Origin of the sequence: Exiguobacterium sp. E4787, assembly GCF_018618375.1 — a bacterium.
Taxonomy (GTDB): domain Bacteria; phylum Bacillota; class Bacilli; order Exiguobacteriales; family Exiguobacteriaceae; genus Exiguobacterium; species Exiguobacterium chiriqhucha.
Map to the genome: position 1 here is coordinate 42,706 of NZ_JACSLY010000005.1, position 15,643 is coordinate 58,348.

Genomic DNA, 15,643 nt, shown 5'->3' on the forward strand with positions numbered 1-15,643 from the left:
GTCCAATCCTTTCCCTAATCCTTATTTTGCAGCTTCTTCGAGCGCACGGTTCAATTGGGCATCGTTCGCCTCATCTTGAATCACCTCGAGCAAGCGTGACTCGAGCGCCGACGCCGTCGCCTCATTGACGACCCCGTCTTCCGGCAAATTGTTGTCGGCTTGGAAGTCGCTGACGGCGCGGGCCATCGTGTCGCCGTAATATCCTGGCTGTCCGCCCGGCTCATAGCCGATGCCCGACAAGACCGTGTGCAGGTTCGACACCGCCTCGCCGTAGTCGCCGACTTTGAGCGAGTCCGTGTCGGCGAGGATGCGGTTCACCCCGAAGTAATCCGGTTGATTGACCTCGACGTCCGGCTCGATGCCTTTCTCGTTAATCCAATTGCCGTCCGGCGTGAGCCATTTGCTCGTCGTCAGCTTCAAGTTGCTGCCGTCCTCTAAATCGAACGCCGTCTGGACGACCCCTTTTCCGAACGTCTTGTTGCCGATAATCGTGGCACCGGCCCCTTCTTTTAGCGCACCGGCCAAAATCTCAGATGCCGACGCCGATCCTTCGTCCGTCAAGACGAACAAGTCGTACGGCTTCACTTCTCGGGCGCGGCCTCTCTGCGACTCGCGTTCCCCGTCCGCGTTCTCAATTTGGACGACCGGTTTATTCGTCGGCACGAACCCTTCGGTCATCTCGATGACGGCCGGAAGCAAGCCACCCGGGTTCCCGCGCACGTCGATGATAAGGCTATCGATGTCTTCTGACTCGAGCGTCTCAAGCTGCTCCAAAAACTCATCGGCCGTCGGCTCAGAGAACTGGGTCACCTCGATATAGCCGATTTTCTTGCCGTCCTGTTCTTTCACTTCTGAATAGACGGTCTCGATCGGAATCGTATCGCGTGTAATCTCATAGTCGGCCTCTTGGCCGCCGCGACGGATGGTGAGCGTGACGACGGTCCCTTTCTCGCCACGGATGAGTTGGACCGCCTCTTCGACGGCCATCCCTTCAATCGATTCCCCGTCGACCGACGTGATGACGTCTCCGGCCCGAAGACCCGCCTCTTCGGCTGGTGCGCCTTTGATTGGAGCGACAATTAAGATGTCTTCTCCTTTCTTCTCCAAAGTCGCGCCGATTCCTTCAAAGCTCGACTCGATCGAGTCAGTGAACTGTGACGTCTCTTCGGCGTCGAGGAAGTCCGAGTACGGGTCGTCGAGCGCTCCCGTCATCCCGTCGAGGGCACCGGTCAACAAGTCTTCTTCCGAGATATCCTTTAACGAATGCGTCTCAATCAATTGTCGGACTTGGTCGACTTTGTCCCAGCCTTCCGCTTTCGGTTGAAGCGGTAACGCTGTATCGGTGAACGCCATCGTCGCGAGCCCAGCACCGGCACCGGCGACGAACGTGGCACCGGCTAGTAATCCTGCGGTTGTATTTTTCACGGGTAGTCCCTCATTTCTCTTTGTCAGTCTTTCATCCAGTATAGCAAAAAGTTCAGAAAAACGGACGTGTTCCAGAAATTTGGAACACGTCCGTCTCATCAGTAACCGATGTATGGACCCGGGTCGACCGCATTCGGTTGCCCTGGCGCCCATTGTCCGCGATGTAATTCGAAGTGGAGATGCGGGCCTGTCGACCAGCCCGTGCTGCCGAGCGTACCGACGGTCTGTCCGGCTCCGACCGTTTGCCCTGACGTGACCGTAATCGCGTCGAGATGGGCATAGACGGTCGTCCATACTTCCCCGCCGACGATATGGGACACGAAGACGACGTTGCCGTAACCGGTCGCCGGGGCCGCCTTGATGACGATGCCTGGTGCCGACGCGACAATCGGTGTCCCGGTCGCATTGACGAGATCGATGCCACGGTGCGACTCCGCCACGCCCGTGAGCGGGTTTTGACGAGGGCCGAACGGGCTCGACACGTAGCCGGAGACCGGCCGCACGAACGAGGTCGTCGGTCCCGTCACGTTCGTCGGGGTTTCCGCAGGTGGTGGTGTTGTTGGAGCAGGCGCTGGGGCAGCTGGCGCTTTGTCGTCTGCCCGCTTGTCCGCTTCCGCTTTGGCATCAGCCCGTGCTCTCGCCTCTGCCTCGGCTTTTGCCTGCGCTTCTGCTTGTGCCTTGGCCTTCGCTTCGGCCTCGGCGCGGGCGGCGGCTTCCCGCTCCGCTTGGGCGATCGCATCGAGTTGACCGGCGATGATGCGGCTCTGCTCACTCATGAGCGCCTGTTCTTCTTCACGGCTCATCTTCTCGAGCTCGAGCAGTTCGACTTGTTCGTTCAGTTCTGACAACAAATCCCGCTTTTGTTCGGCGGCGACGTCGAGCGCTTGTTTCGTCACGACTAGTTCCCGCTCTTTCTGTTTAAGGAACGAAAGCTGGGTCCGCTGCCGTGCTTCGAGCGCTTCGAGCCGCTCGACTTCACTCATGTAGCTATGTATGAGGTCCCGATCCTGATCGGCGATCGTCTGCGCGGTCAATAACCGTGTCACGAAGTCTCCGAATGAACGGGACTCGAAGACGACTTGAAAATAGGACTGGTCCTCATGTACTTGAAGCACACGAAGACGCTCACTAAGGAGCGCCTTCTGGCTTTCGAGGTACTGCCCTTGGGCAGTGAGTTGATCACGGGTTTCCTCGAGCTCGGTGCGCGCCGCGTCCGCTTCTTCCTGTTGGACGGCGATCTGTTCACTTAAGCCTTCGAGACGTTCATTGACGGCGCGGATTTCTGTCGTTACCGCGTCACGTTCCGCCTCGGTGACTTCGAGCTCGGCGTCCGTCTCGTCTTGCGCTTTCTTGGATTCCTCCAATTGATTGGATAAACGATCTTGTCGTGCTTTCAGCGTGTCTTTCTCCGTCGCCCATACAGGCGAGGCAAGTAGCGTCAAACTTAATCCAAGCGCAAGCGAACGTTTCATCCGCCAACTCCTCCTCATATTTAAATTAAATCAGACTTTCAAGAATCGACCGAGCGATGTCGTCGAACCCCAGATCCCGATGAAGGCACCGAGCGCTAAAAGGACGAGTGACACTTGCGTCGTCAAAATCGATGGATCAATCAATTTAAATATATCACTATTCAGTTGATCTAGCGATGGTTGTAAAGCACTATATGCGACGTCATAACCGAAGTAGATGACGGCAATCGGGATGAGCGCACCGAATACACCGAGGAGAAGCCCTTCGATGAAGAACGGCCAGCGAATGAAGCTGTTTTTCGCTCCGACGAGACGCATGATCTCGATTTCGCGACGGCGTGAGAAGATCGTCATCTTGATCGTGTTCGAGATGAGGAACATCGCCATGAGCGTGAGACCGACGATCAACGCAAGTCCGCCGATGCGAATCCCGTTGAAGAAGGCGAACATCTTGTCGATATAGTCCTGTCCATATGTGACCTTATCGACGTTATCAAGTGACTGCACCGAATTAGCGACCTTCTCCGTATTGAGCGGGTCTGACGCCTTGACGATATAGCGGTCGTGGAGCGGGTTGTCCTTCTCGACCGTTCCGTAGGCGTTCGCATCTTCACCAAGCTGGTTACGGAAATTCTCTAATTCATCCTCTTTCGAGCTGAACGTGACCGATTCGACGCCTGGAATCTGTTCTAAGTTCTCGCCGAGCTTCTCGACGTTCGCTTCCTCCGCGGTCCGGGTGACGAATACTTGAATCTCGACGTCGTTCTCGACGTTCTCTGAAATCTCATTGACGTTGAACATGACGAGGGCAAATACCCCGACGAGTAACAAGGTGATGGTAACAGCACTGATGGCCGCGAACGTCATCCAACCGTTGCGAAGTGTTCCCTTGAACCCTTCGCGCAGATGACGGAATCCACTTTTAAATATCATAGCCATAAGCTCCTTTCTCTTCATCGCGTACGACTTTCCCGTTCTCGATCGCGATGACGCGATGGCGGATCTTGTCTACGATATCACGGTTGTGGGTCGCCATGACGATGGTCGCCCCCCGGCGGTGAATCTCTTGGAACACTTCCATGATGCCCCAAGCCGTGTCCGGGTCTAAGTTACCCGTCGGCTCATCGGCGATGATGAGCTTTGGCTTATTGACGATGGCCCGAGCGATTGACACACGCTGTTGCTCCCCACCCGAAAGTTCATCCGGATAGTTGCGCGCCTTGTGCTTCAGTCCGACAAGGTTCAACACGTCCATGACCTGCTTGCGCATCGTGTTCGTGTCGGCCTGGACGACCTCAAGAGCGAACGCGACGTTCTCGTAGACCGTGAGTGACGGCAACAACTTATAATCTTGGAAGATGACGCCGAGTTGACGGCGTAATTTCGGGACGTGGCGGTTTTTCAATTTGCCGACGTCAATCCCATCAATCATGAGAAGACCGCTCGACGGTTTCTCCTCTCGATAAATCATTTTCATAAACGTCGATTTCCCGGCGCCGGATGGTCCGACGACGTATAAGAACTCGCCGTCTTGAATCTCTAACTCGAGGTCATCGACGGCGACGACGCCGTTTGGATATACTTTACTGACTTTTTGCATCGAGATCATAACGTATTCCCTACCCTTTTTATATATTTTTCATGCATCTATCACGTTTCATGCATCTATGACGAAGACTTGATTAGTTAGTTAAGTGAATATTTTCGTCTAGCCTCTGTTCTACACGATAAGCACTGGTCCTGTCAAGGGACCTTGTTCGTGTCCACCTGTCCGAAAAATGCGGCAGGCGATATAGTTCAAGCGCCTACAATTATAGCAATTGAACTTTTAAATAACCATTACAGGAATGTTTCAGTTGGATTGAGTTCGGTGTGAAATTGTCGCTTTGAAGATAGATTTCACGACCTAGACACAGATGATGAAACGTACATTCAAAAGGCATCCGCGTCTACGATGACCCGAATTCGGTTGAGAATGAAACAAAAAAACCACGAGTCGTCTCGTGGTTCCCCATGATTATTTTTTCTCGGCGAGCCAAGCGGCGACAGCCGTGATTTCTTCTTCGTCTTCAATCACATTCGCAGGCATAGCGCCTTTCCCGTTTTTGATGACTTCTTCAATTTCACTGGCAGATAGACGTGAACCGACATCCGAGAGTTTCGGACCGCTCATCCCTTCTAAGTTCGCGCCATGACATGCCGCACAGTTTTGCGCGTAGACCGCTTCTGCGTCGACCGACGCCGTGTTGGCGCCGTCCCCGTTGCTCGTCGACTCTTCTTCATTGCCACCGCCGCACGCACCGAGCGTGAGCATGGCGCCAAGTCCAATCGCCATCATCCATTTCTTCATAATAGGGTTCCCCTCCTAAGTTGTAGAAATAACCTACTTTTACCATTATAGCCGTTATGAACCGCTTTCTAACCTAACTCACGAAAAATACACAAAGATTCCACAACTTAGGGAACGTTGATATAGCGTTTGTCTGACGTGAACCCTTGCCCCATCACCTCGTGCGCCTCGCTGAAGATGAGGAACGCATCAGGATCGATGCGGCGAATGATTTCTTTCAGCCGGCTCACTTCGTTCTGGCGGACGACGACGAGCAACATCGGACGCTCGATGCGCGAGTATGCCCCAATCGCTTGAATCTCTGTCGCGCCCCGATCGAGCTCATCGAAGACGGCGCGCGTGATGACGTCCCGTTTCTCCGAGATGACGTACGCCATCTTGTCCTGTGTGAAGCCGAGCTGGACAAAGTCGATCATCTTGATCGTGATGAACAAGGCGATAAGTGCATACAGCCCCGTCGTGAACGAGAACGTGACAGCAGCGACGAGGACGACCGCCCCGTCGAGAATGGCGATACAGAGATAGAGCGGGATGTGGGTGAACTTATGTAAAATCTGCGCGAGCAAATCCATTCCCCCGGTCGAGGCCCGTCCCCGGAAGATGAGCCCGAGACCGATGCCGACGCCTGCCCCGCCGAAGATGGCCGCGAGCAGTGTGTCATTGACGGCCGCACCCGCGTCAATCGCTTCATAAAATAAGATCACGCCCGGTAAAAAAATCGACCCGACGAGTGACTTCACGCCGAAGCCTAGTCCGAGAATCATCCAGCCGACGAGGAGGAGCAACACGTTCGACACGAGCTGGAACGCCCCTGGCGAGATGTTGAACAGCTCGTACGTGATGATCGAGATCCCGCTGACGCCGCCCGAGGCGAGGTTGTTCGGCAATAGGAACAAGCTGAACGCCGAAGCGACGAAGACGGACCCGGTCAGTAAATAGATATAGTCTTTGACGATTTGCTTCATTAAAGGTTTTCTCCTCTACATACAACGTGGCCCAAAGACGTCAGTCCTTGAGCCACTTGCATCACATATTTGTCTTGCGGAGGTAAGCATCGATGAAGCCCATGATGTCACCATCCATGACGCCACTCGTGTTCCCGACTTCATAACTCGTGCGGTGGTCCTTGACCATCGCGTACGGGTGGAAGACGTACGAACGGATTTGGCTGCCCCAACCGATGTCTGTCTTCTCGCCGCGGATCTCATCGAGCTTGCGTTGCTGCTCATCGAGTTCGCGTTGATACAGTTTCGCCTTGAGCATTTTCATCGCTGCTTCACGGTTCTTGATTTGCGAACGCTCGGCTTGACACGAGACGACGACGCCCGTCGGCACGTGCGTGATCCGGACGGCCGAGTCGGTCGTGTTGATGTGCTGACCGCCGGCGCCTGACGCGCGGTACGTATCGATCCGGAGGTCTTCGGTCTTCACTTCGATTTCGATGTCGTCATTGAATTCCGGCATGACGTCGCACGAAACGAATGACGTATGGCGGCGGCCCGACGAATCGAACGGCGAGATGCGGACGAGACGGTGAATCCCTTTCTCCGCCTTCAAGTAGCCGTAGGCGTTATGCCCAACGATACGGAGCGTGACCGACTTGACGCCAGCTTCTTCGCCCGGCAGATAGTCGACCGTCTCGACTTTCCAGCCTTGCTTGTCCGCGAAGCGTTGGTACATCCGGAGCAGAAGCGAGGCCCAGTCTTGTGATTCGGTACCGCCCGCTCCTGGGTGAAGCTCGAGGATGGCGTTGTTGGCGTCGTAAGGTCCGTTCAAGAGGATTTCGAGTTCGAACGCGTCGAAATCGGCCTTGAGCGCCGTGACCATCTCTCCCAACTCACCTTGCATCTCGGCGTCCGGCTCTTCTTTGATCAGTTCGAGCGTGACTTCGCCGTCTTCATGCCCATCGGCGAGCTCTTGGTATTTGTCGACCATCGCTTTGAGCGCGTTCGACTCGTCGATGACTTTCTGCGCCTTCTCTTGGCTGTCCCAGAAGTCTGGGTACGTCATCTCGTTCTCGAGCTCGGCGATGCGGGCCTGCTTCTCTGTCAGGTTGAGCGATTGACGATAATTTTCGAGGCGTTTCGCCATCGCCTCGAGTTCATTGCGAATATCTGAAATTTCCATAGTGTAGGTCACCTTTCCGTAGGAAAGAGGCGAGCGGACTCGCCTCTTTCAAAATTAAGCCTGTTGTTTGCCGTGGCAGTTTTTGAACTTCTTGCCTGAACCACACCAGCACGGGTCGTTGCGCCCGAGCCGTTGGTCTTCCGTGCGACGGACCGGCTTTTTCTTGAGCGGGGTGTCGTCCTTGCCAGACACCGCCACTTCCTCCTCGACGACTTTCTCGCGTCGGAGATTGTCGCCGACTTCGGCACGAAGCACGAAGCCGGTCACTTCTTCGGAGATGGCCACGTTCATCGCGTCGAACATGTTGACGCCTTCCGCCTGATACTCGCGGAGCGGGTCGTTCTGTCCGTAGGCACGCAAGTGAATCCCTTGACGGAGTTGGTCCATGTGGTCGATGTGTGCCATCCAGTGTGAGTCAACGGCACGGAGCACGATGATCTTCTCGAACTCGTTGAAGCGTTCCGGCGGCGCGAGTTGCCGTTTCGCCTCATACTGCGCGGTCGTGCGTTCGCTCAAGAGCTCGATGATCTCTTCGCGCTCTTTGCCGTAGAAGTCCTTACCTTCGACCGGCTGCTCGAGGGCGAGCGTCTGGTTGGCCCAGTGCGCGAGCTCGTCGATGTTCCACTCTTCCGGCACGAGCTCGAGCGGCGTATATTGCGCCACGCCCGTCTCGACCGTCTCTTGAATCATCGAACGGACGATGTCCGTGACCGACTCGTTCTCGAGGATGCTAGCCCGGTCTTTGTACATGACTTTCCGTTGGTCGGCCATGACGTTATCGTAACCGAGGAGCTGTTTCCGAGCGTCGTAGTTGTTCCCTTCGACACGCTTCTGGGCCGACTCGACCGCTTTCGAGACCATGCGGCTCTCGATCGGTTGCGTGTCGTCCATGCCGAGGCGCTCCATCATGTTCTGGAGGCTGTCCGTCCCGAAGCGACGCATGAGCTCATCTTCGAGTGACAAGTAGAACTGGGATTTACCCGGGTCTCCTTGACGGCCGGCCCGTCCACGGAGCTGGTTGTCGATCCGGCGCGACTCGTGGCGCTCGGTCCCGACGATGTATAATCCGCCGAGCTCGATGACGCCTTCGCCGAGCTTGATGTCGGTTCCGCGTCCGGCCATGTTCGTCGCGATCGTGACCGCGCCTTTTTGACCGGCGTTCTCGACGATCTCGGCCTCACGGGCGTGGTTCTTCGCGTTCAAAACTTCGTGTTTGATCTTCTTCTTCGAGAGAAGCTTACTCAAATGCTCCGACGTCTCGACGGCGACCGTCCCGACGAGGACCGGTTGTCCCGTCGCGTGGGCTGCCATAATTTCTTCGACTACGGCTTTGAACTTGCCATCCATCGATTTGAAGATGAGATCCGAACGGTCTTCCCGAAGGATCGGTTTGTTCGTCGGGATCGTCACGACCTGCATGTTGTAAATGTTACGGAATTCTTCTTCCTCTGTCTTCGCCGTTCCGGTCATCCCGGCCAGCTTCTCATACATACGGAAGTAGTTCTGGTACGTGATCGTCGCGAGCGTCATCGATTCACGCTGAATCTCGACGCCTTCTTTCGCTTCGATCGCCTGGTGCAACCCTTCCGAGTAGCGGCGTCCGTCCATGACCCGACCGGTGAACTGGTCGATGATCATGACTTGGCCGTCGCGGACCATGTAGTCGACGTCATGATGCATGACGGCGTTGGCACGAAGGGCGAGCCCGACGTGGTGGTTGACCGAGACGTGCTCGATCGCGAACAAGTTGTCGATACCGAAGAACTTCTCGGCGAGGTCGACCCCTTTGTCCGTGAGGAGAACCGACTTCGTCTTCACGTCGACCGTGTAGTCGTCCTCGATTTTGAGCGTGCGGACGAAGGCATCGGCCCGTGTGTAAAGCTCTGTCGATTTTTGGGCCGAACCCGAGATGATGAGCGGGGTCCGCGCCTCATCGACGAGAATCGAGTCGACTTCATCGACGATTGTGAAGTAGAGCTCGCGTTGGACACGGTCTTCTTTATAAAGGACCATGTTGTCACGCAAGTAGTCGAAACCGAGCTCGTTGTTCGTCGAGTAGGTGATGTCACAGTTATACGCCGCCTGCTTCTCGACACGGTCCATGTTCGACACGTTGAGGCCGACCGAAAGACCGAGTGCGAAGTAGAGCGGTTCCATGAGTTCTTTGTCACGGCGAGCCAAATATTCGTTAACCGTCACGACGTGGACGCCGCGGCCCGTGAGCGCGTTCAAATATACCGGAAGGGTCGCGACAAGCGTCTTCCCTTCCCCGGTCTTCATCTCAGCGATGTCACCGTTATGGAGCACGTAGCCCCCGATGAGCTGGACACGGTAGTGGCGCATGCCGAGCACACGCTCAGACGCCTCGCGACAGACCGCGAACGCTTCTGGCAAGATATCATCAAGCGTCTCGCCCTTGTCCAAACGCTCCCGGAACTCAATCGACTTCGCCTGAAGTGCTTCGTCAGACAATGCCTTAATCGGTTCGGCGAACGACTCGACGAGGTCGGCCGCTTTTTCTGCTTTTTTCAATACTCGTTTCTGTGGAGCAAATAAATCTTTCAAAAAGTTCGCCATACGCTTTATCTCCTCTGCATTCACTGAAAAATGCATGTTTTTTCCCTAATGTACAGTTTAACCGAAGTGACCCTCGCTTTCAAGGAAAGGCCAAACGAAACGGCCCTCCGAGTTGGAGGGCCGTGTGGTTTCAAGGTTAAATTATTCTGGTTCGATCAAGCCGTATTTCCCGTCTTTACGACGATAGACGACGTTCGTGTTGCCCGTTTCTGCGTCTGAGAAGACGAAGAAGCTGTGGCCGAGCATGTCCATCTGAAGAATCGCTTCTTCCGTATCCATCGGTTTGAGCGTGAAACGCTTCGTCCGCACGAGTTCGAGTTCTGCCTCGTCCTCGTCGTAGACGACCACGTCCTCAGGACCTTCGAGTGACTTGAAGTACTCGCCGATACCGCCATCTTTGGCACGTGATTTACGGTTGAGTTTCGTTTTGTGCTTACGGATTTGACGTTCCAATTTATCGACGACGAGGTCGATTGCCGCGTACATGTCGAGGTTTGTTTCCTCAGCACGGAGCAACAAGTTCGGCATCGGGATCGTCACTTCCACCTTTTGCTTCTCATTGTACACTTTCAAGTTGACGTAAGCCGTCTGTGCATCCGTAGGAGTTGTGAAATACCGAGTCAATTTGTCCAACTTTTTCTCGACATAGTCTTGAATAGCTGGTGTGACTTCAATGTTTTCGCCGCGAATGTTATAAATCATCTGAACTCCTCCTTAAAATAACCGCTTGACCCAATGATTCGTCGATTTGGACCGAATCTCCTGCTTCATTTCTGAAAAGAAAGTGGAACCAGGTGGCTCATTTATAGTATACCCCGAATTCAAATCTTTTGAAAACGTTATCATCAGAAAATAATGACAATTTTGTTCCGATTGCGTCGTCTTCAAGTTGAATCGGCGGTATAAAAAGAAACTACCCGTTCTGCCCGTTCTTAAACGCGATTTTGATTCGAAGGACGCTATGTAAGAAAAATAAAAAGCCGGCTCCACGAGGGAACCGGCTTACGGCTTGAAATTATAATTTTGTAACGTTAGCCGCTTGTGGGCCACGCTCGCCATCAACGATTTCAAATTCTACCTCTTGACCTTCGTCAAGTGATTTGTAGCCGTCAGTTTGGATTGCAGAGAAGTGTACGAATACGTCTTTGCCGCCTTCTACTTCGATGAATCCAAAACCTTTTTCTGAGTTAAACCATTTTACTTTACCTACCATGTGTAAATCCATTCCTTTCACCATTGAAGAATACAGAGGCTTTCCCTCTATCGGTAATCTTACCACCTTCTTGGAAGCGTGACAAACACTTTCTCGTTTTTTTGTAAATGAATCGTCTTTTGGCTTACATTGGAATTATATTTCCCTACTTTTCATATCGACATATTGAATTTACATATTTTGTGATATATCATAGTGTGGATGATTTAGGTTTGTACGCCATGTGGGCGACCCGAGCCTGAAAATCCAATACGAAAAGGACGGTGCAGCCATATGCGCCCCTACCACTCCGAAGAAAAGTACCGTATTACGAAGCGAACGGTCGCCATTATGCCTTGCTACGAGACAGCCTGGGAATCACGAGTCATTCTCGAGGACGGCTCCGAGATCAAGACCCCGCTCCGGCCCTACCAGCTCTTGCAGCTCTCCTGCCGCCAATACAGCAGTTCGATTGAGGAGCGCATCTTCGTCGCCAAGCGCGTCGCCGGAATCAAAGGCAAAGTGCCTGTCGTCATCGAACCGACGTCCGGGCTCGTCTTCTTCCCGACGATGTCCCCGAAGCGTCCTGAATGTGAATGGTACGCCTGGTCGCACGTCCGTGACATCACGAGTGACCCGATCGAGTCGAAAGGCTTGGTCGTCACCCAGAACGGTCACCGAATCGCCACGAATGCGACCTCATACGTCCTCCGCAATCAATTGAAAGCGACGGGCGAACTCGTCGCCCGGTTCCAACAATTAAACCAAAGCACAACGCTCCACTCTTGATCCTTCCGTCGATTCGACGGGAGGTTTTTTTCTGTCGGTTTCGCTTCACTTTTTGAAAAAGAGGTCGATATATTGATCGAGGTGACAACTATGCAAATCCAAGCTCCCATGACCGCGGCCGTCGCGGTCACAGCCGGCATCCAGACGAATCGCATCTATAAAGCCGAGCTCGTCAAACAGACCGGACCCGACTCCGGGATCGTCAAAATCAACGGCGAGCACGTCGAGGTCACGTTCGAGGGCGGGCTCCCGAAGACGAACCCGTTCCAACTGACGCTCGCCGAACAAGATGGCCAGCTCATCGCGACAATCGTCGTCAAGCCCGAACCGGAGACGCCGGATATACCGAGCGGCCAACCGGTGAAACTCGATACGAAGATTCAGGCGTTGCTCGCATCGCTCCCGCCCGAGGTCCGGAGCGCCGTCAGCCGTTTGCTCCAATCGGGACGGTTGCCGATGAACGAGGACACGGTGCGTCTGCTCGAGACCGTCTTCAAAGGCGACTTGCGCGATGCCGTCCTCTGGCTGAAGACGGTCGAGGCGCCGACGCTACCGCGTGATGTCGCGCGCGACCTCGCCGTCGCGTCATTAGATGAAGCGAGACAACAAATGAAACCACCGCCACCTGACGCGCCGTACCCGCAGAAAGAACGGTTCATCGAGCACGTCAATCTGTCACGCCCCGTCAGCGAGCGCATGACGCCGACACCGGAGACGGTCGATCGGCTCATCAACGAGTTGCCGGAGCCGCACCCGACACGAATCGAACCACGTGAGGCGTTACCGCCCGTCCTCGGACGTCCGGTGCTCGTCAAGGAAGTGACGACGCATCTCGCGACCGTAACGAACACGTTCCGAAGCGAACAAGTGACAGTGACGAAACAGCTCGGCCAAGTCGCCGCCCTCGTCGAGACGAACCCGCATCAGGCACGTCCCGCACTCGAGACGGTATCGACCCGCTTGACGCAGCTCATTCAAAAGACGGACGCCTTGTTACATACGAGTGCGACCCATGAGAAGGCGCTCGTCGCAATGACGGCGAAGCTCGACGTCGCCCTCGGCCTGCTTTCGACGAAACCGGCCGAGAGCGCCGCGCTCATCAAAGAAGTACGCGCCAGCCTGAACGAGTTCCGTTACGTGCCGAATCACGTTCGTCTCGAATATATTCCGCAACAGGCGACCCGCGCAGGTGAATTGCCACGCGTCACGCCGTTCAAAGTCGACCCGAACCTATCGGGCCGCGTCATCCAAGAGACGGCGCAGCGCGTCCAGGCATCGACGTTGTCATTGAAAGCCGACGCGGCGACACCCGAGGCGCAACGGCTCGCCTCGTTCTTCCAAGTCCAGCAGACATTGAACCGGCTCGACGGCGGGCAGCTCCAGCAGCTCATCCTCGCCTTGCCGGCGAAAGTCCAAGAGATCGACACCGGCATTCACGTCCATATCCAAAACCGTGAGACCGGGGATGTCGTCGACTGGGAGAACAGCGTGCTCTATATCCGACTCGAGACACCGCGACTCGGAGAGATTGGCGTCAAGCTCGAAGCGATCGACCGGAATCTCCGGCTCACGCTTGAACACGATGACCCGACCGTCGAAGCACTCGCGCGTCCCCTACTCGGCAAGATCGAGACAACGCTCGAGGCGATCGGTTATCGCAGTGTCACAACCCAGTTCCGCCCATTGACGAAGGCGGACCGACCGGAGACCGAGCGTCCTACGCTCGAGACGACCGGCTATGATTTCCGCATCTAGGAGGCTGTTATGTATCAACGCATGGATTTGACGAAACGCAAGACGGCCGCCGTCGTCCGCTATGATGAGACGATTGACCGCGCTCCGGTCGTTGTCGCCCGCGGAACGGGCGCCGTCGCCGATAAAATCTTAGATGAGGCGAGATCACGCGGCGTCGCCATCGAGCATGACCATTCGCTCCTTGGCCACCTGCTCGACCTCGACCTCGGGGACGCGATTCCGCCCCAACTGTATGACGTCATGGCCGAAGTGCTATTACTGATTGAAGAACTCGACACCATCAAAGGAGACCCATCATGAATTCGAACCGACTATACGAAATGAGCCCGGAAGAGCTGACCCAAGCGATGCTCCACGCGCTCGTCTACCACTATGAACAAGCCAGGACGGCGACGATCGCCGAACGCAACCGCCACTTGCGCCAAGCGCGTGAACTGCTCGCGAAGCTCCATCAAGGACTCCATGACGGTGGCGGCATCATCTCGGCCCAACTCGATGAGCTTTACCTCTATATGGCGAAATCGAGCCTTGAGGCGTTGATTGAACAAGACATGGACAAAATCGAGGAGCTTCATGGTCTCGCGACCGAGCTCGACCAGACATGGGGCGAGGCGATTGAGAATGCCCGACTTCAACCCGTACCTTCAGGAGGAAACCGTTATGAAAATTACCAATAACGTGCAAGCACTCAAAGCGTACTCGTCGCTCACGGTCAACCAGGCGACGATGAAGAAGACGATGGACCGCCTCTCGAGCGGTGTCCGCATCAACAAGGCGTCCGACGACGCGGCCGGGCTCGCCATATCAGAGAAGATGCGTATCCGCCTCGACTCGCTGTCGATGGCCGAACGCAACACGCTCGACGGCATCTCGCTCACACAGACGCTCGAAGGCGGGATGAGCGAGACGCACGCCCTCCTGCAACGGATGCGCGAGCTGTCGGTCCAAGCGTCGAACGGGACGCTGAGCGGTGATGACGCCAAAGCGATCCAAGACGAGATCACGGCCCTCACGGCTGAAGTGACCCGGATCGCCGAGACGACCGAGTTCAACTCGAAGAAAATCATGAACGGTGACTTTATCGCCGGCAATGAGACCCTCTTCTTCCAACTCGGGGCCGGCAGCGGCGAAGGTGTCGTCTTGAACGTCGACGACATGCGCGCCGGCGCACTCGGAATCGACGGACTGGATGTGACGACGCAAGGTGGCGCCAATGACGCCATCGCCAAGTTCGACGCCGCGATTCAAAAGGTCTCGCTCGAACGCTCGAAGCTCGGTGCCATCCAAAACCGACTCGAGGCGAACGTGAGCGTCGTCACGATCGGATCTGAGAACTTGACGGCATCCGAGTCCCGCATCCGCGACGCCGACATGGCACGCGAGATGATGGACTTCGCCCGCCTCAACATCTTGAACCAGTCCGGCATGGCGATGATCGCCCAATCGAACGCATTGCCGCAAGGCGTGCTACAATTGTTGAACTAACTTAAGGAAGGACGGATCCTATGGACATTCGTCGCATCATGGAGACACAGTCGCTTCACGGCACCGGAAAAGCGAAACGCCCTGACACCGAGCCCAGCGTCTCGTTCCAGAACGTCATCGGCCAGAAACGGGAGGACCGCGAGCATGAGCGCTTCCAACGCCAAATCGCGGCCATCCACGAGAAAGGCGAGCTCCTCGCCGAGAGCCAGACGGTCGAGTCGCTCGCCGAATATAAGCAACTCATCAAAGACTTTATGAAGGACGCCGTCGACGCGGCGCTCCGCCTCGAGGACAAACGCGGCTTCAATCGCCGCGGCCGCGCCAAGATTTATAAGATTGTCGAACAGGTCGACCAGAAGCTGCTTGCCTTGACCGACCAAGTCATCTCGGGCGAGGCGTCCCGTCTGTCGCTCCTCGACCAAGTCGGTGAGATTCGCGGCCTGCTCGTCAACGTATACGTGTGAGGTGAGA

General features: G+C 55.5%; 16 protein-coding genes. 6 read left to right on the forward strand and 10 right to left on the reverse strand.

The annotated features are described in order from the left end of the window. Window positions 1-21: 21 nt before the first annotated feature. From KNP80_RS07320 to cspD, 10 genes are all read right to left on the reverse strand, one after another. Window positions 22-1,425, reverse strand: coding sequence for a S41 family peptidase (locus KNP80_RS07320; RefSeq protein WP_214832021.1), 1,404 nt, complete (start codon window positions 1,423-1,425; stop codon window positions 22-24). A 98-nt stretch (window positions 1,426-1,523) separates the two neighbouring features. Further along, a complete protein-coding gene (locus KNP80_RS07325; protein WP_214832023.1) occupies window positions 1,524-2,897 on the reverse strand; it encodes a murein hydrolase activator EnvC family protein in 1,374 nt (457 codons plus the stop codon). Window positions 2,898-2,927: 30 nt separating this feature from the next. Continuing rightward, window positions 2,928-3,830, reverse strand: a complete 903-nt coding sequence (gene ftsX, locus KNP80_RS07330) for a permease-like cell division protein FtsX (RefSeq protein ID WP_058764154.1) — start codon at window positions 3,828-3,830, stop codon at window positions 2,928-2,930. Then, window positions 3,820-4,506: a cell division ATP-binding protein FtsE gene (ftsE, locus tag KNP80_RS07335; protein ID WP_214717772.1), complete on the reverse strand. Its 687-nt coding sequence runs from the start codon at window positions 4,504-4,506 to the stop codon at window positions 3,820-3,822. The genes ftsX and ftsE overlap by 11 nt, the downstream gene beginning before the upstream one ends. A 408-nt stretch (window positions 4,507-4,914) precedes the next feature. Then, window positions 4,915-5,247, reverse strand: coding sequence for a cytochrome c551 (cccB, locus tag KNP80_RS07340; protein ID WP_214832025.1), 333 nt, complete (start codon window positions 5,245-5,247; stop codon window positions 4,915-4,917). Between the two features lie 107 nt (window positions 5,248-5,354). Continuing rightward, entirely contained in the window at window positions 5,355-6,212 is an 858-nt protein-coding gene (locus tag KNP80_RS07345) for a YitT family protein (RefSeq protein WP_214832028.1), read from the reverse strand. A gap of 61 nt (window positions 6,213-6,273) precedes the next feature. Further along, window positions 6,274-7,374: a peptide chain release factor 2 gene (gene prfB / locus KNP80_RS07350; protein WP_021065414.1), complete on the reverse strand. Its 1,101-nt coding sequence runs from the start codon at window positions 7,372-7,374 to the stop codon at window positions 6,274-6,276. A 54-nt stretch (window positions 7,375-7,428) separates the two neighbouring features. After that, complete coding sequence (gene secA / locus KNP80_RS07355) at window positions 7,429-9,951, reverse strand: preprotein translocase subunit SecA (RefSeq protein ID WP_214832030.1); 2,523 nt, start codon at window positions 9,949-9,951, stop codon at window positions 7,429-7,431. A 141-nt stretch (window positions 9,952-10,092) separates the two neighbouring features. After that, window positions 10,093-10,653 (reverse strand): ribosome hibernation-promoting factor, HPF/YfiA family, encoded by a 561-nt coding sequence (gene hpf / locus KNP80_RS07360; protein ID WP_021065412.1) that lies wholly within the window; start codon window positions 10,651-10,653, stop codon window positions 10,093-10,095. A gap of 313 nt (window positions 10,654-10,966) precedes the next feature. Continuing rightward, entirely contained in the window at window positions 10,967-11,164 is a 198-nt protein-coding gene (gene cspD, locus KNP80_RS07365) for a cold-shock protein CspD (protein WP_021065411.1), read from the reverse strand. A 273-nt stretch (window positions 11,165-11,437) separates the two neighbouring features. Here cspD and KNP80_RS07370 point away from each other — a divergent pair, with 273 nt between their 5' ends. The 6 genes from KNP80_RS07370 to KNP80_RS07395 all read left to right on the forward strand — a co-directional run bounded on the left by KNP80_RS07370 (window position 11,438) and on the right by KNP80_RS07395 (window position 15,636). Next, entirely contained in the window at window positions 11,438-11,932 is a 495-nt protein-coding gene (locus KNP80_RS07370) for a competence protein ComK (RefSeq protein ID WP_214832032.1), read from the forward strand. Window positions 11,933-12,022: 90 nt separating this feature from the next. After that, on the forward strand, window positions 12,023-13,687 hold the full coding sequence (locus tag KNP80_RS07375) for a hypothetical protein (protein WP_251128819.1): 1,665 nt from the start codon (window positions 12,023-12,025) through the stop codon (window positions 13,685-13,687). Between the two features lie 9 nt (window positions 13,688-13,696). Further along, window positions 13,697-13,987: an EscU/YscU/HrcU family type III secretion system export apparatus switch protein gene (locus KNP80_RS07380; RefSeq protein WP_131472867.1), complete on the forward strand. Its 291-nt coding sequence runs from the start codon at window positions 13,697-13,699 to the stop codon at window positions 13,985-13,987. After that, window positions 13,984-14,364 (forward strand): flagellar export chaperone FliS, encoded by a 381-nt coding sequence (locus tag KNP80_RS07385; protein ID WP_214832035.1) that lies wholly within the window; start codon window positions 13,984-13,986, stop codon window positions 14,362-14,364. The genes KNP80_RS07380 and KNP80_RS07385 overlap by 4 nt, the downstream gene beginning before the upstream one ends. Beyond that, window positions 14,348-15,172: a flagellin N-terminal helical domain-containing protein gene (locus KNP80_RS07390; RefSeq protein WP_214832037.1), complete on the forward strand. Its 825-nt coding sequence runs from the start codon at window positions 14,348-14,350 to the stop codon at window positions 15,170-15,172. Before KNP80_RS07385 ends, KNP80_RS07390 begins: the two co-directional genes overlap by 17 nt. 20 nt (window positions 15,173-15,192) lie before the next feature. Next, the gene (locus tag KNP80_RS07395) at window positions 15,193-15,636 is read left to right on the forward strand and encodes a YaaR family protein (RefSeq protein WP_214832039.1); all 444 of its coding nucleotides are present in this window, start codon (window positions 15,193-15,195) and stop codon (window positions 15,634-15,636) included. Window positions 15,637-15,643 lie beyond the last annotated feature (7 nt).

Bases quoted from the DNA above. Each gene is read 5' to 3' on its own strand.
- cspD (WP_021065411.1), bottom strand. From the start codon at position 11,164: ATGGTAGGTAAAGTAAAATGGTTTAACTCAGAAAAAGGTTTTGGATTC.
- secA (WP_214832030.1), bottom strand. From the start codon at position 9,951: ATGGCGAACTTTTTGAAAGATTTATTTGCTCCACAGAAACGAGTATTG.
- ftsX (WP_058764154.1), bottom strand. From the start codon at position 3,830: ATGATATTTAAAAGTGGATTCCGTCATCTGCGCGAAGGGTTCAAGGGA.
- KNP80_RS07390 (WP_214832037.1), top strand. From the start codon at position 14,348: ATGAAAATTACCAATAACGTGCAAGCACTCAAAGCGTACTCGTCGCTC.
- hpf (WP_021065412.1), bottom strand. From the start codon at position 10,653: ATGATTTATAACATTCGCGGCGAAAACATTGAAGTCACACCAGCTATT.
- KNP80_RS07325 (WP_214832023.1), bottom strand. From the start codon at position 2,897: ATGAAACGTTCGCTTGCGCTTGGATTAAGTTTGACGCTACTTGCCTCG.
- ftsE (WP_214717772.1), bottom strand. From the start codon at position 4,506: ATGATCTCGATGCAAAAAGTCAGTAAAGTATATCCAAACGGCGTCGTC.
- KNP80_RS07375 (WP_251128819.1), top strand. From the start codon at position 12,023: ATGCAAATCCAAGCTCCCATGACCGCGGCCGTCGCGGTCACAGCCGGC.
- KNP80_RS07385 (WP_214832035.1), top strand. From the start codon at position 13,984: ATGAATTCGAACCGACTATACGAAATGAGCCCGGAAGAGCTGACCCAA.
- KNP80_RS07345 (WP_214832028.1), bottom strand. From the start codon at position 6,212: ATGAAGCAAATCGTCAAAGACTATATCTATTTACTGACCGGGTCCGTC.
- KNP80_RS07380 (WP_131472867.1), top strand. From the start codon at position 13,697: ATGTATCAACGCATGGATTTGACGAAACGCAAGACGGCCGCCGTCGTC.
- cccB (WP_214832025.1), bottom strand. From the start codon at position 5,247: ATGAAGAAATGGATGATGGCGATTGGACTTGGCGCCATGCTCACGCTC.
- KNP80_RS07395 (WP_214832039.1), top strand. From the start codon at position 15,193: ATGGACATTCGTCGCATCATGGAGACACAGTCGCTTCACGGCACCGGA.
- prfB (WP_021065414.1), bottom strand. From the start codon at position 7,374: ATGGAAATTTCAGATATTCGCAATGAACTCGAGGCGATGGCGAAACGC.
- KNP80_RS07370 (WP_214832032.1), top strand. From the start codon at position 11,438: ATGCGCCCCTACCACTCCGAAGAAAAGTACCGTATTACGAAGCGAACG.